General features: G+C 63.9%; 25 protein-coding genes. 12 read left to right on the top strand and 13 right to left on the bottom strand.

Translation table 11 applies throughout. The features are described from left to right. Nucleotides 1-19 precede the first annotated feature (19 nt). The 4 genes from PFZ56_RS02190 to PFZ56_RS02175 all read right to left on the bottom strand — a co-directional run bounded on the left by PFZ56_RS02190 (nt 20) and on the right by PFZ56_RS02175 (nt 4,862). Nucleotides 20-787, bottom strand: a complete 768-nt coding sequence (locus PFZ56_RS02190) for an EboA domain-containing protein (RefSeq protein ID WP_110596273.1) — start codon at nt 785-787, stop codon at nt 20-22. Beyond that, nucleotides 784-1,668, bottom strand: a complete 885-nt coding sequence (locus PFZ56_RS02185) for a UbiA family prenyltransferase (protein WP_170002172.1) — start codon at nt 1,666-1,668, stop codon at nt 784-786. The genes PFZ56_RS02190 and PFZ56_RS02185 overlap by 4 nt, the downstream gene beginning before the upstream one ends. Beyond that, nucleotides 1,665-3,548, bottom strand: a complete 1,884-nt coding sequence (locus PFZ56_RS02180) for a 3-dehydroquinate synthase (RefSeq protein WP_170002170.1) — start codon at nt 3,546-3,548, stop codon at nt 1,665-1,667. The genes PFZ56_RS02185 and PFZ56_RS02180 overlap by 4 nt, the downstream gene beginning before the upstream one ends. A gap of 765 nt (nt 3,549-4,313) precedes the next feature. After that, nucleotides 4,314-4,862 (bottom strand): cysteine hydrolase family protein, encoded by a 549-nt coding sequence (locus PFZ56_RS02175; RefSeq protein ID WP_102882388.1) that lies wholly within the window; start codon nt 4,860-4,862, stop codon nt 4,314-4,316. 159 nt (nt 4,863-5,021) lie between these two features. On the opposite strand from PFZ56_RS02175, the gene PFZ56_RS02170 reads away from it, so the two are divergent. After that, nucleotides 5,022-5,963 carry a GlxA family transcriptional regulator gene (locus tag PFZ56_RS02170; protein WP_222933686.1) on the top strand — a complete coding sequence of 314 codons (942 nt, stop codon included), beginning with the start codon at nt 5,022-5,024 and terminating at the stop codon, nt 5,961-5,963. Between the two features lie 106 nt (nt 5,964-6,069). On the opposite strand, the gene PFZ56_RS02165 is transcribed toward PFZ56_RS02170, so the two are convergent. Next, nucleotides 6,070-10,356: a DEAD/DEAH box helicase gene (locus PFZ56_RS02165; protein ID WP_170002168.1), complete on the bottom strand. Its 4,287-nt coding sequence runs from the start codon at nt 10,354-10,356 to the stop codon at nt 6,070-6,072. Between the two features lie 220 nt (nt 10,357-10,576). Between PFZ56_RS02165 and PFZ56_RS02160 the strand changes: the two genes are divergently transcribed. Beyond that, nucleotides 10,577-11,461: a sugar nucleotide-binding protein gene (locus PFZ56_RS02160; protein ID WP_102865279.1), complete on the top strand. Its 885-nt coding sequence runs from the start codon at nt 10,577-10,579 to the stop codon at nt 11,459-11,461. Next, nucleotides 11,454-12,383, top strand: a complete 930-nt coding sequence (locus PFZ56_RS02155) for an NAD-dependent epimerase/dehydratase family protein (protein WP_170002166.1) — start codon at nt 11,454-11,456, stop codon at nt 12,381-12,383. The genes PFZ56_RS02160 and PFZ56_RS02155 overlap by 8 nt, the downstream gene beginning before the upstream one ends. Before the next feature lie 60 nt (nt 12,384-12,443). Here the strand turns inward: PFZ56_RS02155 and PFZ56_RS02150 are convergent, their stop codons facing one another. The 5 genes from PFZ56_RS02150 to PFZ56_RS02130 all read right to left on the bottom strand — a co-directional run bounded on the left by PFZ56_RS02150 (nt 12,444) and on the right by PFZ56_RS02130 (nt 16,502). Next, nucleotides 12,444-13,142, bottom strand: a complete 699-nt coding sequence (locus PFZ56_RS02150; protein ID WP_041120027.1) for an OmpW family protein — start codon at nt 13,140-13,142, stop codon at nt 12,444-12,446. 178 nt (nt 13,143-13,320) lie between these two features. After that, nucleotides 13,321-13,842 (bottom strand): DUF3299 domain-containing protein, encoded by a 522-nt coding sequence (locus PFZ56_RS02145; protein ID WP_102865508.1) that lies wholly within the window; start codon nt 13,840-13,842, stop codon nt 13,321-13,323. A 25-nt stretch (nt 13,843-13,867) separates the two neighbouring features. Beyond that, entirely contained in the window at nt 13,868-15,133 is a 1,266-nt protein-coding gene (locus PFZ56_RS02140; RefSeq protein ID WP_170002164.1) for an ABC transporter permease, read from the bottom strand. A gap of 1 nt (nt 15,134) precedes the next feature. Further along, nucleotides 15,135-15,845 carry an ABC transporter ATP-binding protein gene (locus PFZ56_RS02135; RefSeq protein WP_110596268.1) on the bottom strand — a complete coding sequence of 237 codons (711 nt, stop codon included), beginning with the start codon at nt 15,843-15,845 and terminating at the stop codon, nt 15,135-15,137. A 63-nt stretch (nt 15,846-15,908) separates the two neighbouring features. Beyond that, nucleotides 15,909-16,502: a DUF2796 domain-containing protein gene (locus PFZ56_RS02130; protein WP_102882382.1), complete on the bottom strand. Its 594-nt coding sequence runs from the start codon at nt 16,500-16,502 to the stop codon at nt 15,909-15,911. A 134-nt stretch (nt 16,503-16,636) separates the two neighbouring features. Between PFZ56_RS02130 and PFZ56_RS02125 the strand changes: the two genes are divergently transcribed. Further along, on the top strand, nt 16,637-16,978 hold the full coding sequence (locus PFZ56_RS02125) for a hypothetical protein (RefSeq protein ID WP_102882381.1): 342 nt from the start codon (nt 16,637-16,639) through the stop codon (nt 16,976-16,978). Between the two features lie 105 nt (nt 16,979-17,083). Here the strand turns inward: PFZ56_RS02125 and trxA are convergent, their stop codons facing one another. Genes trxA through PFZ56_RS02110 form a run of 3 tightly spaced genes read right to left on the bottom strand, consistent with a single transcriptional unit; the run spans nt 17,084 to nt 19,153 of the window. Further along, nucleotides 17,084-17,956 (bottom strand): thioredoxin, encoded by an 873-nt coding sequence (gene trxA / locus PFZ56_RS02120; RefSeq protein ID WP_102882380.1) that lies wholly within the window; start codon nt 17,954-17,956, stop codon nt 17,084-17,086. Between the two features lie 31 nt (nt 17,957-17,987). Then, the gene (locus tag PFZ56_RS02115) at nt 17,988-18,698 is read right to left on the bottom strand and encodes a methyltransferase (protein ID WP_115581033.1); all 711 of its coding nucleotides are present in this window, start codon (nt 18,696-18,698) and stop codon (nt 17,988-17,990) included. Next, complete coding sequence (locus PFZ56_RS02110; protein WP_102865287.1) at nt 18,695-19,153, bottom strand: hypothetical protein; 459 nt, start codon at nt 19,151-19,153, stop codon at nt 18,695-18,697. The genes PFZ56_RS02115 and PFZ56_RS02110 overlap by 4 nt, the downstream gene beginning before the upstream one ends. Before the next feature lie 129 nt (nt 19,154-19,282). Here PFZ56_RS02110 and nrdR point away from each other — a divergent pair, with 129 nt between their 5' ends. The 8 genes from nrdR (at nt 19,283) to PFZ56_RS02070 (ending at nt 25,247) form a co-directional block, all read left to right on the top strand. Continuing rightward, entirely contained in the window at nt 19,283-19,747 is a 465-nt protein-coding gene (nrdR, locus tag PFZ56_RS02105; protein ID WP_019095943.1) for a transcriptional regulator NrdR, read from the top strand. Next, nucleotides 19,744-20,877, top strand: a complete 1,134-nt coding sequence (gene ribD / locus PFZ56_RS02100; protein ID WP_102882378.1) for a bifunctional diaminohydroxyphosphoribosylaminopyrimidine deaminase/5-amino-6-(5-phosphoribosylamino)uracil reductase RibD — start codon at nt 19,744-19,746, stop codon at nt 20,875-20,877. The genes nrdR and ribD overlap by 4 nt, the downstream gene beginning before the upstream one ends. A 47-nt stretch (nt 20,878-20,924) precedes the next feature. Beyond that, nucleotides 20,925-21,590, top strand: coding sequence for a riboflavin synthase (locus PFZ56_RS02095; RefSeq protein WP_170002162.1), 666 nt, complete (start codon nt 20,925-20,927; stop codon nt 21,588-21,590). A 16-nt stretch (nt 21,591-21,606) separates the two neighbouring features. Next, nucleotides 21,607-22,698, top strand: coding sequence for a bifunctional 3,4-dihydroxy-2-butanone-4-phosphate synthase/GTP cyclohydrolase II (ribBA, locus tag PFZ56_RS02090; RefSeq protein ID WP_102882377.1), 1,092 nt, complete (start codon nt 21,607-21,609; stop codon nt 22,696-22,698). Nucleotides 22,699-22,789: 91 nt separating this feature from the next. Next, nucleotides 22,790-23,266, top strand: a complete 477-nt coding sequence (ribE, locus tag PFZ56_RS02085; RefSeq protein ID WP_003228649.1) for a 6,7-dimethyl-8-ribityllumazine synthase — start codon at nt 22,790-22,792, stop codon at nt 23,264-23,266. Continuing rightward, on the top strand, nt 23,263-23,763 hold the full coding sequence (nusB, locus tag PFZ56_RS02080) for a transcription antitermination factor NusB (RefSeq protein WP_170002160.1): 501 nt from the start codon (nt 23,263-23,265) through the stop codon (nt 23,761-23,763). The genes ribE and nusB overlap by 4 nt, the downstream gene beginning before the upstream one ends. 18 nt (nt 23,764-23,781) lie before the next feature. Next, nucleotides 23,782-24,747, top strand: a complete 966-nt coding sequence (thiL, locus tag PFZ56_RS02075) for a thiamine-phosphate kinase (protein WP_102882376.1) — start codon at nt 23,782-23,784, stop codon at nt 24,745-24,747. Continuing rightward, entirely contained in the window at nt 24,744-25,247 is a 504-nt protein-coding gene (locus tag PFZ56_RS02070) for a phosphatidylglycerophosphatase A (RefSeq protein WP_102865293.1), read from the top strand. Before thiL ends, PFZ56_RS02070 begins: the two co-directional genes overlap by 4 nt. The last annotated feature ends 5 nt before the right edge of the window (nt 25,248-25,252 follow it).

The raw sequence follows: 25,252 nt of genomic DNA, 5'->3' as shown, positions 1-25,252 counted from the left end.
TGGGTGCGCCGGTGTCGAATCAGGCGTCGGGTGGCAAGTGCTGGAGCCAGTGCGGTGGCAGTCGTCGCTGCTGGCACAGGTGGCGCAAGCGTTGGCGCTGGGCCTGGCTCAACAGCTCGAAGGCGATGGCATGGGGCAGCCCGTCGCTGACACTGCGGAACGCCGCCAACTGTTCTTCCATATGCTCCAGGGCCAGTTGGTTGAGGTCGACGCTGTGGCGCTGGGCCAGGCCTTTGACGCGGCCACTGTCCAGGCCCATGCCCAGGGTCTTGAGCAGCAACTGGTGAAAGGCCCGGTCGTGGTAGTGGCGAGCGGGAAAGGGGTTGTCCAGGGCGAGGGCGGCGAACACTTCACGGTTGTTGGTACGTCCTGCCTGGAGCGCCAGTTCGAGGCTGCGCCCTTCTGTGTCGAGGTCATCGAGGACCCTGAGCAGTACGCTTTTTTCCTGGTCATCGCCCCACAGAAACAGCTGGCGCAGCAGGGCCAGTTGATCGCCGCCGGCCTGCTGTTCCAGCAGTTGCTCCAGGAGCAAGGCGCGGGCCAGTTGAGTCCGGTTCCAGCCTGGGCTGGCGCTGACCTCGGCGTTGCCAAAGCGACGCTTGCACTGGCTGCTGAGCAGCACCAGGGTGTTGGCCGACGGTTGGCTGGCCAGTTGCTCCAGGGCGGCGTACCACCAGCGGCGGTTCTCGTCGTCGAGCTGGTCATCCAGTTGGCGGCGGCGTTCGGCAAAGGCCTCATGGCGCATGACGAGCGGGAGCGAGGCGGGGAAAGTGACGTCCATGGTCATGTCGGCTTGATCCAGCGTTGAAGGTGGGGCAGCAGAAAGAACACCAGCACGCACAGCAGGCTGCCCAGGGGTTGATTGGCCAGGGCCAGCACCAGGGCATCGAACAATGGCAGGGCGGCGAGGCCAGCACCGATAAAGGCACGAATCTGCCGCTGTCGCGGGTTGGCCAGGTGGCGCCGGTAGTGCCAGCCCAACCAGCCCAGCCACAGCAGCAGGACCAGCCAGAACACCCCGTTGTCTGCGTAAGCGGCGAGGGCCAGGGGGCTGAGCATCAGCAGCAGCGGCAGGCGGCTGAGCAGTTGGTTGCGATGCTCCAGTCGGGCCAGGTAGGTCAGGCCGGCGATGTAGGTGCCCAGCAGCGCGGCACACAGCCACAGCGGCTGCGGTGGCATGGCCAGGCTGGCGGCGGCGGTCAGGTACAGGGCCGAGCGGCAGCCGCCCATGAGCCAGACGCTGTGGGGGTATTTTTTGTGCAGCAGGTTGTAGGCCAGGATGAACAGCAGCAGCAAGCCGGCGCTGGCCAGCAGCCAATGAGGCTGCGCGATCAGGTGGCTCAGGCCCAGTACGGACAGCGCCGCCAGCAGCAACAGGGCCGCGGTGGCCATGCTCACCTGAGTCCGGCTGACCAGGCCCAGGACAATCGGCCGCGGGTTCTGATGTTGCTGGTCCCAATCGGCATCCAGCAGGTCGTTGAGCAGCATCCCGGCCAGGTACAGCGCCGAGAGCGCCACCAGCAGCAGGGTCCACACCAGTGGCGAGGGCGGCGCCAGGGTGGTGGCGCTGCTGGCCAGCAACGCGGCGGCCAGGGCGTTGGTCCACACCGTCGGCAGGTTGGATACCCGGCCCAGGGTCAGCCAGGTGGTCAGGGAGGAGTGGCTCATTGGGCGCAGCCTTCGGTCCAGGCGAAGTCCGGCCCACCGAAACTGCTCAGACGCAGCAGGGCCTGCTCCATGACCGGCAGTTCGATGTGGTGCACATCGGTGGACTGGCCCAGGCGGTTGAGCATCGGGATCGACAACTGGCCCCCCAGGTGCTGGCGAAACTCCTCCAGCCCCAGCAGCACCAGGGAGCGGCCCAGGGCATCCTGCAACCGCAACTCCGGCGGGCACAGGTTGAAGCCGAGCTTGTCCAGCAGCTGCAACAGGCGCTGGGTTTCAGCATGGCTCAGCAAGCCGGTGGCATTGGCATAGAGCGCGTCCAGGGCCATGCCCACCGCCACCGCCTCACCATGGCGCAAGCGATGCTGGCTGAGGTTCTCCAGCTTGTGCGCAGCCCAGTGCCCATAGTCCAGGGGGCGGCCATTGCCCCGTTCGAAAGGGTCGCCGGCCCCGGTGATATGGCCCAGATGCAATTGCGCACAGCGGAAGATGGCGTAGCGGCTGGCGCTGTGTTCAAAGCTCGCCAGGGCCTCGGCCTGCTGCTCCATCCACTGGAAGAATGCAGCGTCCTTGATCACGGCCACTTTCACCGCTTCGGCCAGCCCGGCGATCTGGTCCCGGGGTGACAGGCTGAGCAGCAGCTGGAAGTCGTTGATCACTGCCGTGGCTGGGTAGAAGGCGCCCAGCAGGTTCTTCTGGGCGAACGCGTTGATGCCGTTCTTGACCCCGATGCCGGCGTCGTTCTGGGCCAGCACCGTGGTCGGGATGCGGATCAGCCGCATCCCCCGATGAAAGGTGGCGCAGGCGTAGCCGACGGCGTCCAGTACCGCGCCGCCGCCCAGGGCCAGCACATAGCAGTGGCGGTCCAGGCCGTGTTCAAGCATGTGGGCATACAAACGCTGGAGCACGTCCGGGGTCTTGCTCAGTTCGCCCGCCGGCACCGGGATCGGTGCGGCCTGCAGATGCAGGTCGGCAGCGTGGGCGCTGAAATAGGCGTCGATCTGTTGCGGCAGTTGTGGGCAGCACTGCAGCAATTGTTCATCGATGAACACCAGCACGGTGGTGCGTCCCTGTTGCGCCTGGACCAGTTGCCGGTGCAGGCAGGGATTGTCGGCCTGGAAAATGTGATCGGTGAACAGCACCGGGTAGTGGTAGCTCACCTCGAAGCGTCCTTCCAGAGGATGGTTTTGCTCCATCGGCGGCTGCGCAGCGCGAGGCTTGAGCAGGCTGCGGGCGCCCAGGACCAGCCCCGGCAGCACCATGCTGGCGAGAATGGTCGCCAGCAGTGCGTTCTGCTCCACCAGCAAACTGCCGATGGCGGCGTAGGCCAGGGCCAGCCCGGCATTGGCCAGGGTGGTGACCAGCAGGAACTGGCGCAGTGGATAACGCTGCATGCCCGCGGCCAGCACCGAGGTCTCTGCCAGCACTGGAACTCCGCGCAGGCAGATCAGCGACAGGGTGCTGAGGCGATAGGCCAGTTGCCCCGGCTGCCAGCTCCTGAGCCCCAGCCAGTTGGATAACAGGCGAAAGTAGCCGGCCCCCAGCCAGTAGCCCAGGCAGGCTCCCAGGCACAGGCCGATGAAAATCACCAGATAGCCGCCTACGGCGCCCAGAACCGCAACGGCCAGCAGCGCCACCAGGCTCGAAGGCACCGGCAAGAGCACGTCCAGGGCCAGCAGGGTGACCAGCAGCAGAGCGAGGCTGGTGCGTTGCACGGGATCGGAAGGGAGGAAGTTGCCAAGGTGATTCAGCAACTGTTGGATCTGTTGTTCAAACAGCAGGAAGCTGGCGACCACCAGGATCGAAAACAGCACTAACGAGAGCCAGTAATTTTCGGCCGCACCCTTGAATGAAAAAACTCGAGGCAATGAACTGCGCTTCATCAAGCATCCCTCTTGATTAATATGACTAATTCCGTGTCAGTCTCAGCTGGGGCAGGCGGGGGGCGTCCGGTTATTGAACTCCTCGACAGTTATTATTGGTTTTCTGGCGGCTGAAGAGCACTTCAGTGGCGAGTAGCTATCAACTTAGCCAAGGCCGCTGGATTTGCAAGTAAGGTGATTGAAGTGGCTCGCAAGGCTCTTTTTTGGCGCGCTGGGAAAGTATCGGGTTCGGCTGTTGATACTGTTGCAAACACCCTCACAAGGGACGTGGTGCAACCTTGTTGCTTGGCTTTAAGGGCAATAAATCCGGGGTGGGGAGTCCTGTTATAGGCGGGTTCTTGATTTTGTTATATGTTTTATTCGCTTTGGTTATATCGAATTACAGGTAACCGTAAGAAGTAAGCACTGAGATTTATAAGTGTTGATGTTATTAGGCGTGAAGCGACTCTTGGTAAAGCTCAAGGCAGGATTTGAAATAATCGGGGTTAAAACATTTCCATTAGTCAGCTATTGAATGTCGACCATTGTTAATGGCGCCATTTATTTGACCGCTTTGAGTTGTGGGGGCGTGAGTTTGGTTGCAACTAACAATTAGCTCGGATAACAAGAATCATTCGTAAGTAGTTCGGGAAGTTGTCTTGTTGGCGACAACAGGCGGTGTGGTGTCCTTGCCTGTGGATATCTGTCTGGGGCAGGTCTGCCTGCCCAGACACAAACGGCGGTGAGGCTGAGCTCACCGCCATCGTCGGCGCAGAATGCAAGCGATCAGGCTGCGAGGAACTCTTCGGTGGACAGGACATCGGCGTAGGCGAATGCCAGGGCCGACATCACCGCGCTTTGTACTTGCGCCGCCGGTACTCGCTGGCCGTTGAACTCCAGGTCGAGGGTGGCACAGGCGTCGTGTATCACCTTGACCGGGTAGCCCAGGTCGGCAGCAGCCCGTGCGGTGCCCTCTACGCACATGTGGCTCATGTTGCCCACGATCACCAGTTCATCGATGCCCTGTTGCTGGAGGATCGCCTGCAGCTCGGTTTCCCGGAACGAGTTGACGAAGTGCTTGAGCACCACGGGTTCGTCGGCGCGGTTCAGCACCTTGGGGTGCAAGTGCGCACCCTCGGAGCCTGGGGTGAAAAAGGGCGCGCTGTCGGAGGTGAATTCGTGGCGGATGTGCACCACCGCTTGCGCCTTCTGGCGAAAGGCCTGGATCAGCCTTGCCGCGTTGTCCGCCGCCGCGTCGACCCCGACCAGGGGCCATTTGCCGTGGGCGAAGTAGTCGTTCTGGATATCGATTACGATGAGCGCCTGTTTGGCCATGGGTGTTGCCTCCAAGTGAGTGGATAACCTGGGGCCCAGTATCGGTGGCCCTTGCTCCCAGGAGGATTGGCCGCATCGACATTAACAGGGGGAAAACTGACAGTGGGCATTCAAGGCTCGGTCGCCGAACTGGGCGTACTGCTTTATCCCGGGGTACAGATGGCGGCGGTGCATGGTCTGACCGATCTGTTCGAAGTGGCCAATCGGATTGCCGGTGAACAGCCCCTGGCGCAACTGCCGCGGTTGCGGGTCAGCCATTGGCAAGCCTCTGAGGCACAAGGCCCACGGCGGATCTATGACAGCCAGGAGGGAGAGAGCGGCAACCTGCTGGCCGTGGTGATACCGCCTTCGTTGGCAGGTTTTTCCGCGAACCAGTCGTCCTCTGCCCTGGTGAGCTGGTTGCGCCAGCAGCATGCGGCCGGCGCCACGCTTGGCGGGGTCTGTGTGGGCTCGATCCTGCTGGCCGAGAGTGGCCTGCTCGATGGCCGCAGCGCCACCACCCATTGGACCTCGGCCAAGGCGTTCGCCGCCCGTTATCCACAGGTGCGCCTGGAGGCCGACCAACCCATAGTCGACGATGGCGACCTGATCACCACGGCCGGGCTGATGGCCTGGGCCGAACTGGGACTGCGCCTGGTGGACCGCCTGCTGGGGCCGAGCATCGCCAGTGCCACGGCGCGTTTTCTAGTGATGGAGCACAGCGACAGCGCCAGCCAGTGCGGCAGCAATTTCGCGCCGATCCTCAACCATGGTGATGGGGCGATCCTCAAGTTGCAGCACTGGCTGCAGGCCAATGGCGCGGTGGATGTGTCGCTGCCGACGATGGCGCAACAGGCGGGTCTTGAAGAGCGCACCTTGCTGCGACGTTTCCGCGCCGCCACCGGCCTCAAACCGACCCAGTACTGCCAGCACCTGCGGGTGGGCAAGGCGCGGGAGATGCTGGAGTTCACCAACGGCACCATCGATCACATCGCCTGGACCGTGGGTTACCAGGACCCGGCGACCTTTCGCAGCCTGTTCAAGAAAATCACCGGTCTGGCCCCCAGCGAATACCGCAACCGCTTCGGTGTGTCTCCCAGTGCCGCCAATCGGGGGCAATAGACTCGGCGCCGGTTAAGTCTGATCCCATAGCCGTTGCGCAGGCGGGGCAATGGGCCGGGATTGACGGGGCCGCCTTCGCCGGCAAGCCGGCTCCTGCGGGGGAAGGTCAGTGCTGGATGAGTTTGTTGCGCAGGGCCTGGGCGGCCTCGGGTTCCAGTTCCAGCCACCAGTGTCGGGTGCCGCCGATCTCGGCTGCGGCGGGCAGGCCGTCGCGATACACCAGGCGGTTGCCACTGAGTGCCGCCACCTTGGGCCCGGGCAGCAGGGTGCCGGCAAGGTTCAGCGGGTCCACGCCACACACCGCGATCAGGCTGCCGTCATGGGGCCGGCGGCGTACCTCCCGTAGCAGCGGGATGGCTTCCGGCAGGGCGAACTGCTCGCCGGCCAGACCGCTGACAAAGCGCCCGCCACGGATCTCTCCCCGGGCTTCCAGCCGATGGAAGGTGCGCAGCAGTTCGCGCCAGCTGGGCAGCCAGTCCGCCTCGCGTTCCAGCAGTCGCCAGAACACCACGCCGTAACGGCGCAGCAAGGTCATGGCCACCTGTTCCAGGGTGGCTGTCGAGTCTTGAGTCGCTGAACGACGCAGCAAGGCCCAGCGTCCGGCATCGTCCATGCCACCGACAAAGGCCCCGCGACCTCGTCGGCTGCTGCGGTTCTGGCGTTTGCTCGCCGGTGTAATCAGGGCGCGCAGCCCGGCGAAACTGTCGGCGTTCACCAGGCCGGCGCCCACCAGTTCCTGGAGCACGCTTTCCAGTTCGCTGCGCAGCAGGTGGGCTTCGTGCAGCAGCTCATCGAAAAACAGAGCGCCTTGCTGGCTCAGTACGCTGTGGACTTTCTGCGCCCTGGGCGAGAGCTCGTGGCTGTCGGCCGGGCAGGTCAATGCGCTCCAGAGAGCGGCCTGGGAGCGTGGCAGCAGCACGATCGGCGTACTGCGCAGGGCGCTGCTGGCGGTCTTGCCCGTGCTGTTGATCCGGCTCCAGACTACCTTGCCGCTGCGGCACAGCTCATCCAGCCAATTGGCGGAGTAATCCTTGATCCGCGCCGGCAGCAGGTCGCTGTCCCAGGCTGAGGCCGCCGCCGGGTAGCCTGCGAGCTGGCTGACCACTTCGGCGAGCATGGCGCTGCCCTGGCCTTGGGTGCCTGGGGACAGGTGCTGCCAGTCGAACAGGAAGCGCATGAAGTCCTGCAGGGCCACGGGTTCGATCTCCCGGCGCAAGCGCTTGACCGTGTAGCGGTGAATTCGCGCCAGCAGATGGCGTTCGCACCACTGTTCTTCTTGGCAATCGGGGCTGAAGCGCCCCCGCAGTACATAGCCTTCGGTTTCAAGCTGGACCAGGGCCTGGGCGATTTGCCCGGGAGGCAGTCCCAGGGGGGCGGCGATCTGGCTCAGGGTCTGGGGGGCAAAGCCGCTGAGGCGCGCGCGAATCAGTTCCACTCGCGCAGGTTCCGGGTCCCAGGCCTGATCGAAGCCGGGCACAGGGTTCAGGGCCGGCTGCAAGGGCGCTTGGGGATACAGGGCTTGCAGGCAGGTGATGCGCTCCAGCGCCAGCCACAGCTGTTCACTGGAGCCCACCGGCAAGCGGCAGGCACGGCCTTGGGCTGCCAGGGTTGCCAGCCATTGCGGCCACTGGGGGTTGGCTTGGGCTTCAGCCTCGCTGATGGCGGCGAGGCTCATCAGGGCTTCGTGCATTTCATCGGCCGTGGCCGGGTTTGGCCACGCCTCTTCAGCCACGGCGGTTATGGCGTCCGCATCCAGGGCGCCGAGGTCGTCGGTGGTTTGCGGGTCGCTCCAGCGCCGCGCCAATACCGCCTGAGTGCGACGCTCTTCAAGGGGCGCGTCATCGAGAAAGGTGTAGGGCTTGGCGCTGAGAATTTCCGCCGCCAGGGGCGAGGGCGCCGGCAACTCGCGGCTCAGCAGGCGCACCTTGCCCTGTTCCATGCGCCGCAACAGCTGCAGCCAGCCTTCGCTGTCCATGGCGTCGTGCAGGCAGTCGTCGAGGGTCTGTTCCACCAGCGGGTGATCGGGAATTTCCCGTTCGCCGGCGAGGTTTTCCAGGCAGGCGATCTGGTCGGGAAACACACTGGCGATCAAGTCTTCGCTTTTCATCCGCTGGATCTGCGGCGCCACTTTGCGCCCGCCGCTGTAGCGCGGCAGCGCCAGGGCGATCCCGGCGTTCCAGCGCCAGCGCACGCCGAACAGTGGGGCGTCCAGCAGCGCCTGGATGAGAATGTGCTCGGCGCTGTTGCTGTGCAGATACCGCCAGACTTCATCCAGGGCGAAGCTGTGGCTGGTAGACAGCGACAGGACGATGGCGTCCTCGCTGGCGGCAGCCTGCAGTTCGAAGTTGAAGGTGCGACAGAAACGCTTGCGCAGGGCCAGGCCCCAGGCGCGGTTGATGCGGCTGCCGAAGGGGCTGTGGATCACCAGTTGGGTGCCGCCGGATTCGTCGAAGAAACGCTCCATGATCAGCGTGTCCTGGGACGGCAGGGCGCCCAGGGCCAGGCGCGCGGGCGCCAGGTAATCCACCAGTTGCTCGGCGCTGGCGCGGTTCAGCCCCAGCGCCTGCTGCAGCCAGTCGATGGCCGGTTGCAACTGGCCCGGAGTCGCGCCGAGCAGGGCGTCGAGTTGCGCCAGCAGGCGGGCCACGGCGCTGGACAGCTCGGCACTGCGCCCCGGGGCTTCACCGAGCCAGAAGGGAATGTTCGGCGGCTGGCCCTGGGCATCCTCGACCCGCACCTTGCCGGTTTCCACCCGCAAGATGCGGTAGGAGGTATTGCCCAGTTGGAACACGTCGCCGGCAATGCTTTCCACGGCGAAGTCTTCGTTGACGCTGCCGATGTTCAGGCCCTGAGGTTCCAACAGCACGCTGTAGTCGGCGTTGTCGGGAATGGTGCCGCCACTGGTGACCGCCGTCAGTTTGGCCCCACGACGGCCGCGCAGGGTGCGGGTCAGGGCATCACGATGCAGATAGGCGCTGCGCAGGCCCTGGCGACCGTTGAAGCCTTCGGCAAGCATCTGCAGCAGGGCCTGGTAGTGGGCCTGATCCAGGTCGGCGTAAGGCGTGGCCCGGCGCAGCATGTCCAGCAGCGCTCCTTCCGGCCATTCCTGGCAGCTGACTTCGGCGACGATCTGCTGGGCCAGCACATCCAGCGGCGCATGGGGGATCAGCAGACTGTCCAGCTCGCCGCGGTGCACGCAGTCCAGCAGAGCGGCGCATTCGATCAGGTCGTCCCGGGTCAGGGTAAACAATCGGCCCTTGGGGGTGCCGCCGACCTGGTGGCCGGAGCGCCCGACGCGCTGTAAAAAGGCCGAGATCGAGCGCGGCGAGCCGATCTGGCACACCAGATCGACATCACCGATATCGATGCCCAGCTCCAGGGAGGCAGTGGCGATCAACACTTGCAGGTCCCCGGCCTTGAGCCGCTGCTCGGCCTCCAGGCGCTGCTCCTTGGCCAGGCTGCCGTGGTGCGCGGCCACCGCCTGTTTGCCCAGGCGTTCGCTCAGGTGCCGGGCCAGCCGCTCGGCCAGGCGTCGGGTGTTGACGAAAATCAGCGTGGTGCGGTGTTCCCGGCTCAGGGCGGCGAGGCGCTCGTACACCAGCTCCCAGACATCATTGGACATGACTGCCGACAGCGGTACGGGCGGCACTTCGATATCCAGGTCCCGGGGGCGGGCATGGCCGATGTCGACGATGTCGCAAGGCCGCTCATGCCCCACCAGAAAACGTGACACGGCCTCGATGGGCTTCTGCGTGGCCGACAGACCGATGCGCAACAGGGGCTCGGCGCACAGCGCCTGCAAGCGCTCCAGGCTCAGGGCCAGATGGCTGCCGCGCTTGCTCCCGGCCAGGGCGTGGATCTCGTCGACGATCACGCTGCGGGTGCTGGCCAGCATCTTGCGCCCGGAGTCCGAACCCAGCAGCACGTAGAGCGATTCCGGGGTGGTGACGAGAATCTGTGGCGCGCTCTTGCGCATGGCGTTGCGTTCTTTCTGCGGGGTGTCGCCCGTGCGCACCGCGGTGCGGATGCACAGCTGCGGCAGGCCCATCAATCGCAGTTGTTCGGTGATGCCGGCCAGCGGCTGCTGCAGGTTGATCTGGATATCGTTGCTCAGGGCCTTGAGCGGCGAGACGTAGACCACCAGGGTGGCGTCCGGCAACTGGCCGCCAGCGGCCAGGCCCTGGCGCACCAGGTCATCGATCACGGCGAGAAAGGCGGTGAGGGTCTTGCCCGAGCCGGTGGGGGCGGCGATCAGGGTCGAGCGGCGCTGGGCGATCAACGGCCAGGCGCGGGCCTGGGCCGTGGTCACGGCGGCAAAGGTGCGCTCGAACCAGGCGCTGACGGCGGGATGAAAACCGTCCAGGACCGGGTTCATGGATTCGGCGAGGGTCATGGATGGGTTTATGCGGCCGCTCGGGGCAACTTGCAAGTAGCGTGCTGTGCAGCTGGCGCCGCAGTCGGCGCTGAGGGCACAAGGTCGCACCGACACTTTCTCAGTGACGCTTGCGCCACAAACCCGCAAAATGCAACGATTCCGGCAATTCTCGACGGTCAAACCCACGGGACTGGCCGATCCAAACCATCGTTCTGAACAGACTGGGCCTGCTGACTCTATGCGAATGCGCCTTATGTTACTGGGCGGCGGAAATGCCCTTGGGCAGGCGCTGATTCGCCTGGGTGCGGAGGAGGACATCGGTTTCCTCGCCCCCCGTCCGCCGCAAGACGGTTGGGATGCCGCGAGCCTCACGCAACTGCTCGACGACACCCGCCCGGATGCCTTGATCAACCTGGCTTACTACTTCGACTGGTTTCAGGCGGAGACGGTGAGCGAGGCACGCCTGAGTGCTCAGGAGCGCGCGGTCGAACGGCTGGCGGAGCTTTGCCAGCATCACAACATCATTCTTGCGCAGCCTTCGAGCTATCGAGTGTTCGACGGTTCCCGGGCCACCGCCTACAGCGAGAAAGACGAGCCGGTGCCCTTGGGGCTGCGCGGTCAGGCACTGTGGCGGATCGAGCAGAGCGTTCGTGCCACCTGTCCGCAGCACGTCTTGCTGCGTTTCGGCTGGTTGCTGGACGACAGCTCCGACGGCATTCTCGGGCGTTTCCTGGCTCGGGCCGAATCCCCGGAAGAACTGTTGATGGCGGACGACCGTCGGGGCAATCCGACCCCGGTGGACGACGCCGCGCGGGTGATCATCTCGGTGCTCAAGCAGCTCGATTGTGCCGCGCCGCTGTGGGGCACCTATCACTATGCCGGTCAGGAAGCGACCACGCCCCTGGCTCTGGGCCAGGCGGTCCTGACAGAAGCACGGCAACTGCACCCGCTGGCCATCGAGGCCCCTACTGCCCAGGCCCATGCCGCCTGTGGCGATGCTGCCGAAGAACCGCAGCACGCGGTGCTGGCCTGCAAGAAGATTCTTCATACCTTCGGGATCAAGCCGCGCGCCTGGCGTGCCGCGCTCCCGGCCTTACTGGATAGGTTTTATCGTCATGGCTGATGGCCCTGTATTGATCACCGGCGGCGCCGGTTTCATTGGTTCGCACTTGACCGACGCCCTACTCGCCAAGGGCTACTCGGTGCGGGTGCTGGACGACTTGTCCACCGGCAAACCGAGCAACCTGCCGCTGGACGACCCGCGGGTAGAACTGATCGAGGGCGACGTCGCCGACGCGGGGCTGGTGAGCCGTGCCATGCAAGGCTGTTGCGCCGTGGCGCATCTGGCGGCAGGGGCCTCGGTACAGGCCTCGGTGGACGATCCGGTGCAGACTCATCAGAGCAATTTCATCGGCACCCTGAATGTCTGCGAGGCCATGCGCCAGTGCGGCGTCAAGCGGGTGTTGTTCGCCTCCAGCGCGGCGGTCTATGGCAACAACGGCGAAGGCCAGTCCATTGATGAGGACACGGCCAAGGCGCCGCTGACCCCTTATGCGTCGGACAAGCTGGCCAGCGAGCATTATTTTGATTTCTATCGGCGCCAGCATGGCCTGGAACCGGCGATCTTCCGCTTCTTCAATATCTTTGGCCCGCGTCAGGACCCGTCCTCGCCCTATTCCGGGGTCATCAGCATCTTCAGCGAGCGGGCCCAACAGGGGCTGCCCATCACCGTGTTCGGCGATGGCGAGCAGACTCGGGACTTTGTTTACGTCGGTGATCTGGTGCAGGTGCTGGTGCAGGCCATCGAGGCACCGCAGCTGGAAGTGGGGGCGGTCAACGTCGGCCTGAATCAGGCCACCACCCTCAAGCAGATGCTTGCGGCCCTGGCCGAGGTGGTCGGCGAATTGCCTGCCATCAGCTACGGTCCGGCCCGGGCCGGTGACATCCGTCATTCCCGCGCCAGCAACCAGCGTCTGCTGCAGCGTTTCACGTTTCCCGAGCCGACTCCGATGAGTGTCGGCCTCGCCCGCCTGATGGGGCGCTGAGGGAAAGTGCAGGCATGAAAAAGGCGCCTTTCGAGGCGCCTTTTTTCATTGTCGGCGGGCTTAGAACTTGTAGCCCAGACCCACCATGTAGACCCAAGGATCAACGTCGACATTGACCTTGGCGCGGGTGCCGGCGGCCAGGGCGTTGTTATCCACATACGCACGGGTATCGATATCGATGTAGCGCACCTGGGCGTTGACCATGATCTTGTCGGTCAGCATGTAGTCGGCACCGACCTGCCAGGCCAGGCCCCAGGAGTTCTTGGCGCGGAAATTGTCGAAACCTGCGGCCTGGGCGCGGCTGCCGACGTGCTCGTCGTAGATCCAGGTGTAGTTGATACCGGCACCGACGTAGGGTTGGAACGCCGATTTGCTATCCAGCGGGTAGTACACAACGCTCAGGGTCGGCGGCAGGTGCTTGAGGGTACCGAGCTTGCCGTTGGCGGCGGCCAGCGAGGTGTCCTTGATCTTCACATCGTGTTCGAACGGGGTGGCGGCCAGCAGTTCGATACCGACGTTATTGGTCACCATGTAGGCGAAGTTCAGACCCAGCTGAGTGTCGCTGCTCATGGTCGCCTTGCCGCCCAGGTTGGCGCCGGCCAACGGGCCGCTGTCGACCTTGACGTCGGAGCTGTTGGCTTTTGGATTGACGGTAATGGCACCGGCGCGGATCAGGATATCGCCAGCTTCATGGGCGTTGGCAATCGGGGCGGCGAGTGCGAGCGCGATCAGGGAAGCGCTAAGCAGAGACTTGTGCATGGGAGCTCCAAAGGACGATTCAAATTGGCTATGTCCAATGGTAAGGATCGTCAAGTTGACTGCCTTGACTCAGCTCAATGAAATGGCGAACCCCGGTGGCAGGGCTGAACTATTCTTTTGTTCTGCACTCTTTTGGCCAAGTGCCCGGACCCTGTCCGAGCCGGCACCGCTGCTGCACTCACTCCTGCAACTCATAGACATAGATCTTCTGCGCCGCCATCTGGTAGCCGGCGTCCGCCAGCTCGCTGGTAGAGGGTTTGACCTGCATGGCGCCCTCGATCCAGTAAGGCTGATACAGCTCGTCGAGCTTTACCCCGAGCTCGCTGGTGACGTGGACGATCTGGTTCGACGGCGGTGGTGGCACGTGGATGCAGGCGCCGAAGTAGGGCACCAGGAGAAATTCCGTGGTGCGGCCTTCCTCGTTTACTTCCAGGGGCACTATATAGCCGGGCAGGCGCACCGTCTGGCCGTCCAGGCTCTTCACCACCGGCGCATTGGGCAGGTCCTGCTTGGCGGCGGGGGCCGATTCGGCGGCCAGTGCATCGCTCATCTGCGACAGGTCGTGCAGCGGCTGCATGTTCGGCACTTCCGGCGGCGCGTCCGGCGGAATCATTTCCGACCAGGTCAGATCCTTCGGTGCTCCGGCCGCCCACAACGGCGTGGCGATCAGCAGCGACAGGGCAAGCAGGGGGCGCAGCAGGCGTTGGGCTTTCATAAAGCGGTGCTCATAAACGAATCGACAGGCCATCGGCCAGGGATTGCCGGTAGGCGCGCCAGGCCGGCACGCTGCCCATCAGCAGCGCGGCGATCAGGATACCGCCCAGCAACGTCCACTCATACTGGCTGGGCCAGGACAGCGGCAGGTACAGGCCATAGTTCGATTGCACGTAGCCCTGGGCCAGGGCGATGCCCAGGTACAGCAGGCCCAGGCCGGCCAGGACCCCGAACAGTGCCAGGGCGAACGCCTCCAGTACCAGCAGGGTTGCAATATGCCAGGGACGGGCGCCGACCGAGCGCAGGATGGCCATCTCCCGACGGCGCTCGTTGAGGCTGGTGAGGATCGCCGTGAGCATGCCGATCAGGCCGGTAAGAACCACGAACAGCGACACCACGAACAAGGCTTTCTCGGCGGTGCCCATCAGGCTCCAGAGTTCCTGCAGGGCCACGCCGGGCAGGATCGCCAGCATCGGCTCGCCGCGAAATTCATTGATCTCACGCTGCAGGGCGAAGGTCGAAATCTTGCTGTTGAGGCCAAGCATGAAGGCGGTGATCGCCTGGGGCGTCAGGTCCAAGTTGCGCGCTTGATCGGCAGTAATACGACCGTCGCCACGGGCCGGCACGCCGTTGTGCCAGTCGATGTGGATCGCCTCCATACCGCCCAGGCTGATGTGCAGCGTGCGGTCCACCGGAGTACCGGTGCGCTTGAGGATACCCACCACGGTGAAGGGCTTGTCGTCATGCTTGATCAGGCTGATGGCCGCCACGCCGTGGGCCAGCACCAGCTTGTCGCCAAGTTTGTAGTGCAGGGCATCGGCGACTTCGGCCCCCAGTACCACCTCGAAAGGATCACTGGCGAAAGCCCGGCCCACGGCCAGTTTCAGGCTCTGCTGATGACCGTACTGGTAGTGCTGGAAGTAGGCCTCGGTGGTGCCCATGACCCGGTAGCCACGATGGGAGTCGCCCAGCGAAATCGGGATCGCCCACTTCACCTTTGGGTTGTTGGCGAAGTGCTCGAAGCTGTCCCAGCGGATGTTGTTGGTGGCGTTGCCGATGCGAAACACCGAGTACAACAGCAGGTTCACCGAGCCGGAGCGGGCGCCGACGATCAGGTCGGTGCCGCTGATGGTGCTGGCGAAACTGGCCCGGGCTTCGGTGCGGACCCGTTCCACCGCCAGCAGCAGGCAGACCGAGAGAGCAATGGCGAAGGCGGTGAGGATCGCGGTGAAGCGACGGTTAGCCAGGCTGGCCATGGCTAGACGGAACAGATACATCTCAGACCTCTGCGGGCGTGGCGGCGCGATTGAGTTCGGCCAGCGACAGGTTGCGATCAAACAGCGGCGCCAGGCTCTGGTCATGGCTGACGAACAGCAGGCTGGCTCCAGCCTCGCGGCACTCGGCGAAGAGCAGTTGGATGAAGGCTTCCCGGGCGTCGTAGTCCAGCGCCGAGGTGGGTTCGTCGGCGATCACCAGCTCTGGCTGGCCGATCAAGGCCCTGGCGGCGGCGACCCGTTGCTGTTGACCGATGGACAGCGAGTCGGCACGACGGCCGAGCAGGTCGGGGTCCTTCAGACCCAGATGGGCCAGCAAAGTGGCAGCCGCCTGATCGACGCTGCCGTGGCGCTGAATGGCGCGGCTGGCCCGCAGTTTGGAGAAGTGGCAGGGCAGTTCGACGTTCTCGCGCACCGAGAGAAACGGCAGCAGGTTGAACTGCTGGAAGATGTAGCCGGTGTGATCGACGCGAAAGCGATCACGTGCTCCGGCGGCCAGCTCGGTCAGCTCCTGGCCCAGCAGGCGGATGCTGCCCTGGTTGGGTTTCTGCACCCCGCCCAGCAAGCCCAGCAGCGTGGTCTTGCCGCTGCCGCTGGGGCCCTTGAGGAACAGTGTTTCGCCGGCTTCCAGGCGGAAACTCGGGATGTCCAGCAACTGAGGGTGGCCGGGCCAGCTGAAGCCCAGGTCGGACAGTTCGATAAGTGCTTGGGTCATGTTGGGCCGATCATGCAGTGAGTGGTGTAGCCGCTGCTGGAGCCGCGGCTACAGGCGCAGCGCTTAGAACTTCAGGGTGGCAGCCTTGGCGGTGGCTTCGACACCTTGCTGGCCGTTTGGCGAAATCAGTTGTACCTGAATTTTCTGGGTGGCGGGGAAGGTCTTGAAGACTTGTCCCAGGTCGAGGTTCTTCAGGGCGTCCGGCTTGGCGCAGGTGAACTGGTAGTGAGCGTGGATCTCGCTGTGTTCGTGGTGATGTTCATGACCTGCCGCGTCCTTGTCATCGTCATCGTGGGCATCGGCATCGGGCTTGTCGCCGAACAGCGGGCTCTCCAGTTCCTGTTTGGCCACTGTGCAGGCGGCGGCCTTGGGCAGGCTGAACAGCACCAGGGGCTGTTCCAGTTGAGTGCGGGCGGCAGCGACCTTGGCCTTGTCGGCGTCGGTGCTGGGGGCGTGTTCGAAACCCACCAGGTTCATCGCCGGGCTTTCCAGTTCCAGCTCCAGGGCCTGGCCGTCGAGCACTGCGTTCAAACGGGCCACGCCGTGTTCGTGGGCGCCGAGGCTGCCGTGTTCATGCTCGTGATCATGGGCTTGCGCGGCCTGGGCAACGGCCAGCGGCAACAGGGCGAAGGGCAGGGCGAGTAGCAGACGGCGCATAGCAAGTCTCCAGGGCGAAGATGAAATAAATGTTATGTGATCTTATAACAATTGGCCGCAGAGTTTGACCGCCCGCTTGGCGTTGCGCAAGACGCGTGGGAGCATGCTCGTCAGAAAAATGTGGGAGCACAGCGATGTTGCGGATTCGTGGAAGCATCGGCGATTGGCCGGTGGATTTGACCCTGGAACTGGACGAAGGCGATTGGGCGCAACTGGGCGCGCAGTTGCAGGCGGCCAAGCCTGAAAGTGTCGCGGTAGCCACCCGGCCGGCCAGTCAGGACGATGCGTTGTGGCAGACCGCCAAGGATCTGTTGCGCAAGGCGGGCCAGATCAGCGGGCCCGAGTTGCTGGAGCAGTTGCAGGGGCTGACCGGCAGCGCGGCGGCGGGCAAGCGTTTGCTGGTGCGCTTGCGCCACTGCGCCGAGGTCAAGGTGATCAGCGGCGCCGATACGCCGCTCTACAGCTGGGTGCAATGATCCTGTAGGAGCCAGCTTGCTGGCCAATGGGTTCTGTCTGTCAGAACCCTTTCGCTGGCAAGCCAGCTCCTACACAAGCCAGTTGCATGAGCCGGCACCTCCGGCTCAGTACAGCGCGGCGAACAGTTTGCGGCGATACGCGGTCACTAGCGGGTGATCGTTGCCCAACAGGTCGAAAACTTGCAGCAGGGTCTTGTGGGCAATGCCTTCGTTGTAGCTGCGGTTGCGCATGAAGAGTTTGAGCAAGGCTTCCAGCGCTGCTTCGTATTGCTGGCGGGCCAGTTGCTGGATCGACAGCTGGTACGTTGCCTCGTCATCCAGCGGGTCCTTGGCCAGGCGCGCCTTGAGGTCGGCGGCATCCGGCAGATCCGCCGCTTGCTTGAGGAAGGTGATCTGCGCCTTGGCACCGGCCAGGGCAGCCTTGTGTTCATCGCTCTTGACCGCGTCGAGCACGGTCTGGGCTTCGCCCAGTTCGCCGCGCTCGGCCAGGCACCGGGCGTAGAGAATCAGGGCCTTGGCGTTGCTGTTGTCTTCCCCCAGCAGCACTTTGAGGAGGGCCTCGGCGTCGCCGATACGAGCGTCGTTGAACAAGGCTTCGGCCTGCTCCAGCGGGTCGGCGGCCGGGGGGGGCGGCATCTGCACATGGGGTTCGAGCATGGCCCGTACTGCGGACTCCGGTTGTGCGCCGGCAAAGCCGTCCACCGGTTGACCGTCCTTGAACAGCACCACAGTGGGCAGGCTGCGGATGCCGAAGCGGGCGACGATGTCCTGCTCGATATCGCAGTTGACCTTGGCCAGCAGCAACTCGCCCTGATAGCTCTCGGCGATCTGTTGCAGCATCGGCATCAGCGCCTTGCAGGGCGCGCACCATTCTGCCCAGAAGTCCACCAGGACTGGTTTGTGGAAGGAGTTCTCGATCACCGACTGGTCGAAATCAGCGGTGCGGGCGTCGAAGATATACGGCGTGTCCTGACTCATGGGGTATCTCGAATAAGCGGGAATGGAACCACTATAAAGTTGCGCGAAGTAGATCGCTATTGCCCGTGGCAGCCGGGTCGCCGGTGAATGGCCGCTGCGCGTGATACAGGCTCACATTGCGAAACTCCCAAGGCTCGGCCAGGTCAGGCAGAGTCAGGGCGTTGAGCATTTCCAGGCGCTGATACAGCGGGTGCTGGAAGTCCCTGACCCGGGAATCCGCCACCAGGGCTTCGCGGCCGCGGCTGAGGAATTCATCCAGCAGCGGCAGGTTGGCTCGGTCATAGAGCACGTCCGCCACCAGGATCAGGTCGAAGCGATCAGCCTCGGCGAAAAAGTCCGTTGAATAGCTCAGTTCGACGTCGTTGAGTGCGGCGTTGGCCCGGCAGGCGGCGATGGCCAGTGGATCGAGGTCGCAGGCCACCACTTCCAGGGCGCCGGCCTTGGCCGCGGCAATCGCCGCCACCCCGGAACCGGCACCGAAGTCCAGCACCCGCTTGCCTTGCACCCAGTGCGGGTGTTCGGCCAGGTAACGGGCCAGGGCCAGGCCGCTGGCCCAGCAGAAACTCCAGTAAGGCGGTTCATGGAGAATGCGTCGGGTTTCTTCCGGGGTGAAGGCGCGGTCCATGTTCTGGGCGTCGATCAGCCAGAGTTTCAGGCGCGTGTCGGGCAGCTCGCAGGCCACCAGTTGCGCATCACCCAGCAGCTCGCTTAGGGCGTCTTGCAGGTCGAGCGGTACCTTCATGGGGCTTTGACGAATTGCAGTGGTCCCAGGGCCTGGGTGGTGGGTTGGTCGATGCGCACCGCCGGCAGGTGCAGGATCAACTGGCCGGATTGGCTGGCGCGGCCGCGCAGTTCGACCCGGGCGCCGGCGGGGAAGGCGTCGGGAGCGAAACGCAGGCGAAAGGGCAGGGCCTGGTTGGTGCCGGTCAAGTTGTTGCTGGCCAGCAAGCGTTGCGGACGGCCGCGCTCATCGATCACCAGCAGCGCCAGCTCGACGTTGGCGCCGGCCGGCACCCCGTCGAGGGTACCGCTCAGTTCGCGCTGGTAGGCTGGCAATGGCCCAAGATCGGCAGGTTCCTGATTTTTTTGCGTGGTCTGTTGCTGTGAAGAAGAGGGGGCCGCAGGTTTCGGGGCATCGCTGCTGCAAGCGACCAGCAGGCTGACGAGACTGAGCAAAACGAGCGGTCTGAGCGGCATCTGAAGCTCCAACAAGGCGAATGTCCATGTGCGAAACATAATAGTCGGTCTGTATACCGTAAAGGCTATGGCTTGTCTTGCCAGTGGGATGCGCTACCATGGCCCTCCCTTTTTTTGTTGCCTGCCACCATGCACTGTCCCTTCTGCGGTGCCAACGACACCAAGGTCATCGACTCGCGTCTGGTCGCCGAGGGCGAACAGGTGCGCCGCCGGCGTGAATGCCTGGCCTGTGGTGAACGTTTCACCACCTTCGAAACCGCCGAACTGGTGATGCCGCGCCTGATCAAGACTGACGGCAGCCGTCAGCCCTTCGACGAAGAAAAACTGCGCGCCGGTATGCAGCGCGCCCTGGAAAAACGCCCGGTCAGTGTCGAGCGTCTGGAGGCGGCGCTGGTGCACATCAAGCACAAGCTGCGGGCCACTGGCGAGCGCGAAGTCAAATCCCTGGTCGTGGGTGAACTGGTGATGACCGAGCTGCAGAAGCTCGATGAAGTCGCCTATATCCGTTTCGCTTCGGTCTATCGACGTTTCCAGGATCTCAACGAATTCCGCGAAGAGATCGACCGTCTCGCCCGCGAGCCGGCCAAGCAATGAGCCTGTCCCCGGAGCAAGCGGTACTCGACGCGCACTACATGGCCCGTGCCCTGGAACTGGCGCGCAAGGGCCGGTATTCCACCCATCCCAACCCCCGCGTCGGCTGTGTCATCGTTCGCGACGGCCAGGTGGTAGGCGAAGGCTGGCATGTGCGTGCCGGTGAACCCCACGCTGAAGTCCATGCCCTGCGTGCCGCCGGGGAACTGGCCCGTGGCGCCACGGCCTATGTGACTCTCGAGCCTTGCAGCCATCACGGCCGCACACCGCCTTGCGCCGATGCCCTGGTCAATGCCGGGGTGGCGCGGGTGGTTGCGGCGATGCAGGACCCGAACCCGGAAGTGGCCGGTCGCGGTTTGCAGCGTCTGGCCCAGGCCGGCATCGACACCCACAGCGGTGTACTGGAAGCCGAGGCCCGTGCAATCAACAAGGGTTTCCTGAAACGCATGGAGCACGGCCTGCCTTATGTGCGGGTCAAGCTGGCGATGAGTCTCGACGGTCGCACTGCCATGGCCAGTGGCGAGAGCCAATGGATTACCGGGCCTGCCGCTCGTTCTGCGGTGCAGCGTCTGCGGGCCGAATCTTCGGTGGTGCTGACCGGTGCCGACACAGTGCTGGCGGATGACGCCCGGCTGACCGTCCGCGCCGCTGAGCTGGGCCTGGACCCTGAGCAGACTGCCCTGGCCATGAGTCGCCCACCGCTGCGGGTGTTGATCGATGGTCGTTTGCGGGTGCCTCTCGACGCGCCGTTCTTCAAGGCCGGACCGGTGTTGGTGGCCACCTGTGCGGCCGTGGAAGAGCAATATGCCAACGGCCCGGAGTGCCTGATCGTTCCCGGCCCCGATGGCCAGGTCGACCTGCATCGCTTGCTGTTGGAGCTGGCCGCCCGTGGCGTCAATGAAGTGCTGGTGGAAGCCGGCCCGCGGCTGGCGGGAGCCTTTGCCCAGCAGGGTCTGGTGGACGAGTACCAGATCTTCGTCGCCGGCAAGTTCCTCGGATCCTCGGCGCGGCCGTTGCTGGACTGGCCGCTGGCGCAGATGAGCGAGGCACCGTTGCTCAAGATCATTGAAATGCGTGCGGTGGGCGATGACTGGCGAGTCACTGCCATCCCGGCCCCGCCAGCGAGCGTATAATTCCCGACTTTCGCCTACCCGGCGGCCCTGTTCTCGAGGAGGACTCCATGTTCACCGGCATCATCGAATCCATCGGCAGCATTCGCGCATTGACCCCAAAAGGCGGAGATGTGCGGGTCTATGTAGAAACCGGCAAGCTTGATCTGGCCGACGTCAAACTGGGCGACAGCATCGCGGTGAACGGCGTCTGCCTGACTGCGGTTGAGCTGCCTGGCGATGGTTTCTGGGCCGATGTCAGCCGCGAGACCCTCGATTGCACGGCCTTCCATCAGTTGAAAGCCGGCAGCCGGGTCAACCTGGAGAAAGCCCTGACCCCGACCACTCGCCTGGGCGGTCACCTGGTCAGCGGTCACGTCGACGGTGTCGGCGAAGTGGTGGCGCGGGAAGAAAATGCCCGGGCCATTCAGTTCCGCATCCGCGCACCGAAAGAACTGGCCAAGTACATCGCCCATAAAGGCTCGATCACCGTCGACGGCACCAGCCTGACGGTCAACGCGGTCAATGGCGCCGAGTTCGAGCTGACCATCGTGCCCCACACCCTGGCGGAAACCATCATGGCCGACTACCGGCCGGGTCGTCAGGTCAACCTCGAGGTCGACCTGCTGGCGCGCTACCTGGAACGCCTGCTGTTGGGTGACAAGGCGGCTGAAGCCAACACCGGCGGCACCATTACCGAAAGTTTTCTGGCCGCTAACGGCTATCTCAAATCCTGACCCAAGGGGGTGCCGCGTGGCGCTCAACAGCATCGAAGAACTGGTTGAAGACATCCGCCAAGGCAAGATGGTCATCCTCATGGATGACGAAGACCGCGAGAACGAAGGCGACCTGATCATGGCCGCCGAGTGCTGCAAGGCCGAGCACATCAACTTCATGGCCAAGCACGCCCGTGGCCTGATCTGTATGCCCATGAGCCGCGAGCGCTGCGAACTACTCAAGCTGCCGCTGATGGCGCCGCGTAACGGTTCCGGCTTCGGCACCAAGTTCACCGTCTCCATCGAGGCCACCGAAGGCGTGACCACCGGCATCTCCGCCGCTGACCGTGCGCGTACCGTACAAGCGGCAGCGGCCAAGGACGCCAAGGCCGAGGACATCGTCAGCCCGGGTCACATCTTCCCGCTGATGGCCCAACCCGGCGGTACCCTGGCCCGTGCCGGCCACACCGAAGCCGCCTGCGACCTGGCGCGCATGGCCGGTTTCGAGCCAAGCGGGGTGATCTGCGAAGTGATGAACGACGACGGCACCATGTCCCGTCGTACCGAACTGGAAGCCTTCGCCGCTGAACACAACATCAAGATCGGCACCATCGCCGACCTGATTCACTATCGGATGATCCACGAACGTACCGTTCAGCGGATTGCCGAGCAGCCCCTGGACAGCGAATTGGGCCAGTTCAATCTGGTGACCTATCGTGATTCGGTGGAAGGCGACGTGCACATGGCCCTGACCCTGGGCGATATCTGTGCTGAAGAGCCGACCCTGGTGCGCGTGCATAACATGGACCCGCTGCGCGACTTGCTGATGGTCAAGCAGCCGGGCCGCTGGAGCCTGCGCGCGGCCATGGTCAAAGTGGCCGAGGCCGGCAGTGGCGTGGTGCTGTTGCTGGGTCACCCGCTGGATGGCGATGTACTGCTGGCGCACATCCGTGAAACAGCGGAACACCAGCCGGTGAAGAAACCCACCACATACAGCATCGTCGGTGCCGGTTCGCAGATCCTTCGCGACCTGGGCGTACGTAAAATGCGCCTGATGAGTGCGCCGATGAAGTTTAATGCGATATCCGGTTTCGACCTGGAAGTTGTAGAATACGTGCCCTCCGAATAAAAGCCGGTCGTTTCCGGCTTGAAATTCGCGGTTCAAATATCACTGAAGAGCGTGTGCTAGACACGCTCTGGCTCTTTAAGAGATTTGTCGAATGACCCTGAAGACCATCGAAGGTACCTTCATCGCCCCTAAAGGCCGCTATGCCCTGGTGGTCGGCCGTTTCAACAGCTTCGTCGTCGAAAGCCTGGTCAGCGGCGCGGTTGACGCCCTGGTTCGCCATGGCGTGAGCGAAAGCGACATCACCATCATCCGTGCCCCTGGCGCCTTCGAAATTCCGTTGGTCGCGCAGAAAGTCGCACAGAAAGGTGAGTTCGCGGCGATCATCGCCCTGGGCGCGGTCATTCGTGGCGGTACTCCGCACTTCGAATACGTGGCCGGCGAATGCACCAAGGGCCTGGCCCAGGTGTCCATGGAGTTCGGCGTACCAGTGGCCTTCGGCGTGCTGACCGTTGACTCGATCGAACAAGCCATCGAACGTTCCGGCACCAAGGCCGGCAACAAAGGTGCTGAAGCTGCCCTGTCCGCCCTGGAAATGGTCAGCCTGCTGGCGCAGTTGGAGGCCAAGTGATTAGCGACGATAGCGATCGTTTCAACCCGCGCGATCCCAAGCCTGCCAACGCCGGCAAGCCATCCAATAGCGCCAAGCGTCGCGAAGCCCGTCAGCTCGCGACCCAGGCGCTGTACCAATGGCACATGGCCAAGCATTCGCTGAACGAGATCGAAGCGCAGTTTCGGGTCGACAACGATTTCACTGACATCGACGGCGCCTACTTCCGGGAGATCCTGCACGGAGTTCCGGCCAACAAGAACGAGATCGACAACGCGCTCGTGCCTTGCCTGGACCTGGCCATCGATGAGCTGGACCCGGTTGAGCTGGCGGTACTGCGGCTGTCCACCTGGGAACTGCTCAAGCGCGTCGACGTGCCGTACCGCGTTGTGATCAACGAAGGTATCGAACTGGCCAAGGTTTTCGGTTCCACCGACGGCCACAAGTTCGTCAACGGTGTTCTCGACAAGCTGGCCCCACGCCTGCGTGAAGCTGAAGTGAAGGCGTTCAAGCGCTGAACCGCGCTTGCAGCTGCCATGGGCGAGTTTGAGCTGATCCGTAACTTCTTCGCTGCCGCGCCTTGTGCGCAAGGCGGCGAGGGTGTTGCCCTGGGGATTGGTGACGACTGCGCCTTGCTGGCGGTTGCTTCGGGCGAGCAGTTGGCGATTTCCACCGACACCCTGGTGGCCGGTGTGCATTTCGCCGATCCCTGCGACCCCTATCTTTTAGGCCAACGCTCCCTGGCGGTGGCTGTCAGCGATCTGGCTGCCATGGGCGCCACTCCGCTGGCCTTTACCCTTGCCCTGACCCTGCCGACGGTAAGCGCCGATTGGCTGCAGGCCTATGCCCGCGGCCTGAACGCCATGGCCCAGAGTTGCGACGTGCGCCTGATTGGTGGCGACACCACTCGTGGCTCGCTGACCTTGACCCTGACCGTCTTCGGGCGAGTGCCCGCAGGCCTTGCCCTGACCCGCAGTGGTGCCCGTGTGGGTGATTTGCTGTGCGTCGGCGGTGAGTTGGGCAATGCCGCCGGAGCCCTGCCGCTGGTCCTGGGCCAGCGCAGCGCTGATGCAACCATCGCCGCCCCCTTGCTGGCTCACTACTGGTCACCGCAACCGCAATTGGCCCTGGGCCAGGCACTGCGGGGCAAGGCCACCTCGGCCCTGGATATCTCCGATGGCCTGCTGGCCGATTGCGGGCATATCGCGGCCGCTTCGAAGGTCGCCTTGCAGGTGGAGGTGGAGAAATTGCCACTGTCGCCGGCATTGTTGAGCTTTCTTGGCGAACAGGGTGCCCGCGCTGCGGCCCTGAGTGGCGGCGATGACTATGTCCTGGCCTTTACCTTGCCGCCTGCCGAGCTGGCGCCGCTGTTGGCGGCTGGTTGGCCGGTGCAGGTGGTGGGGCAAGTGGTGGCCGGGCAGGGCGTGACCCTGCTGGACGCCGGCGGCCAGGACATCACCCCCGGCACCCGGGGTTATCAACACTTTGCGGAGACACCGTGACAGATCATCCCAAACAGGTCCCGGCGGAGTTCGTACCGCCGTCGGTCTGGCGTAATCCCTGGCATTTCCTGGCGTTCGGTTTTGGTTCCGGCACCTTGCCCAAGGCACCAGGCACCTGGGGCTCGCTGGTTGCACTACCCTTTATCCCGCTGTGGCAGATGTTGCCGGACTGGGGCTACTGGCTGATGCTCGGCGTCACCATGCTGTTCGGCTTCTGGCTGTGCGGCAAGGTCGCCGACGATCTGCGGGTGCATGACCACGAAGGTATCGTCTGGGACGAAATGGTCGGTATGTGGATCACCCTGTGGCTGGTGCCCGAGGGCTGGTACTGGCTGTTGGCGGGGTTTCTAATGTTCCGTTTCTTCGACATTCTCAAGCCGTGGCCGATTCGCTGGGTCGACCGGCATGTGCATGGCGGTGTCGGCATCATGCTCGATGATGTGCTGGCTGGCGTGTTTGCCTGGTTGGCGATGCAAGGGCTGGTGTGGTGCTTCAACTGAGGAAT

It is taken from the genome of Pseudomonas danubii, from assembly GCF_042980055.1.
Taxonomy (GTDB): Bacteria; Pseudomonadota; Gammaproteobacteria; order Pseudomonadales; family Pseudomonadaceae; genus Aquipseudomonas; species Aquipseudomonas danubii.
The sequence above is the reverse complement of the archived record's forward strand: the minus strand, read 5'-3'. Positions and strand labels throughout refer to the sequence as shown.

What these genes read in the sequence shown, in the direction of transcription:
- PFZ56_RS02190 (WP_110596273.1), bottom strand. Translation starts at nt 787, where the DNA reads ATGACCATGGACGTCACTTTCCCCGCCTCGCTCCCGCTCGTCATGCGC.
- PFZ56_RS02185 (WP_170002172.1), bottom strand. Translation starts at nt 1,668, where the DNA reads ATGAGCCACTCCTCCCTGACCACCTGGCTGACCCTGGGCCGGGTATCC.
- PFZ56_RS02180 (WP_170002170.1), bottom strand. Translation starts at nt 3,548, where the DNA reads ATGAAGCGCAGTTCATTGCCTCGAGTTTTTTCATTCAAGGGTGCGGCC.
- PFZ56_RS02175 (WP_102882388.1), bottom strand. Translation starts at nt 4,862, where the DNA reads ATGGCCAAACAGGCGCTCATCGTAATCGATATCCAGAACGACTACTTC.
- PFZ56_RS02170 (WP_222933686.1), top strand. Translation starts at nt 5,022, where the DNA reads ATGGCGGCGGTGCATGGTCTGACCGATCTGTTCGAAGTGGCCAATCGG.
- PFZ56_RS02165 (WP_170002168.1), bottom strand. Translation starts at nt 10,356, where the DNA reads ATGACCCTCGCCGAATCCATGAACCCGGTCCTGGACGGTTTTCATCCC.
- PFZ56_RS02160 (WP_102865279.1), top strand. Translation starts at nt 10,577, where the DNA reads ATGCGAATGCGCCTTATGTTACTGGGCGGCGGAAATGCCCTTGGGCAG.
- PFZ56_RS02155 (WP_170002166.1), top strand. Translation starts at nt 11,454, where the DNA reads ATGGCTGATGGCCCTGTATTGATCACCGGCGGCGCCGGTTTCATTGGT.
- PFZ56_RS02150 (WP_041120027.1), bottom strand. Translation starts at nt 13,142, where the DNA reads ATGCACAAGTCTCTGCTTAGCGCTTCCCTGATCGCGCTCGCACTCGCC.
- PFZ56_RS02140 (WP_170002164.1), bottom strand. Translation starts at nt 15,133, where the DNA reads ATGTATCTGTTCCGTCTAGCCATGGCCAGCCTGGCTAACCGTCGCTTC.
- PFZ56_RS02135 (WP_110596268.1), bottom strand. Translation starts at nt 15,845, where the DNA reads ATGACCCAAGCACTTATCGAACTGTCCGACCTGGGCTTCAGCTGGCCC.
- PFZ56_RS02130 (WP_102882382.1), bottom strand. Translation starts at nt 16,502, where the DNA reads ATGCGCCGTCTGCTACTCGCCCTGCCCTTCGCCCTGTTGCCGCTGGCC.
- PFZ56_RS02125 (WP_102882381.1), top strand. Translation starts at nt 16,637, where the DNA reads ATGTTGCGGATTCGTGGAAGCATCGGCGATTGGCCGGTGGATTTGACC.
- trxA (WP_102882380.1), bottom strand. Translation starts at nt 17,956, where the DNA reads ATGAGTCAGGACACGCCGTATATCTTCGACGCCCGCACCGCTGATTTC.
- PFZ56_RS02115 (WP_115581033.1), bottom strand. Translation starts at nt 18,698, where the DNA reads ATGAAGGTACCGCTCGACCTGCAAGACGCCCTAAGCGAGCTGCTGGGT.
- PFZ56_RS02110 (WP_102865287.1), bottom strand. Translation starts at nt 19,153, where the DNA reads ATGCCGCTCAGACCGCTCGTTTTGCTCAGTCTCGTCAGCCTGCTGGTC.
- nrdR (WP_019095943.1), top strand. Translation starts at nt 19,283, where the DNA reads ATGCACTGTCCCTTCTGCGGTGCCAACGACACCAAGGTCATCGACTCG.
- ribD (WP_102882378.1), top strand. Translation starts at nt 19,744, where the DNA reads ATGAGCCTGTCCCCGGAGCAAGCGGTACTCGACGCGCACTACATGGCC.
- PFZ56_RS02095 (WP_170002162.1), top strand. Translation starts at nt 20,925, where the DNA reads ATGTTCACCGGCATCATCGAATCCATCGGCAGCATTCGCGCATTGACC.
- ribE (WP_003228649.1), top strand. Translation starts at nt 22,790, where the DNA reads ATGACCCTGAAGACCATCGAAGGTACCTTCATCGCCCCTAAAGGCCGC.
- thiL (WP_102882376.1), top strand. Translation starts at nt 23,782, where the DNA reads ATGGGCGAGTTTGAGCTGATCCGTAACTTCTTCGCTGCCGCGCCTTGT.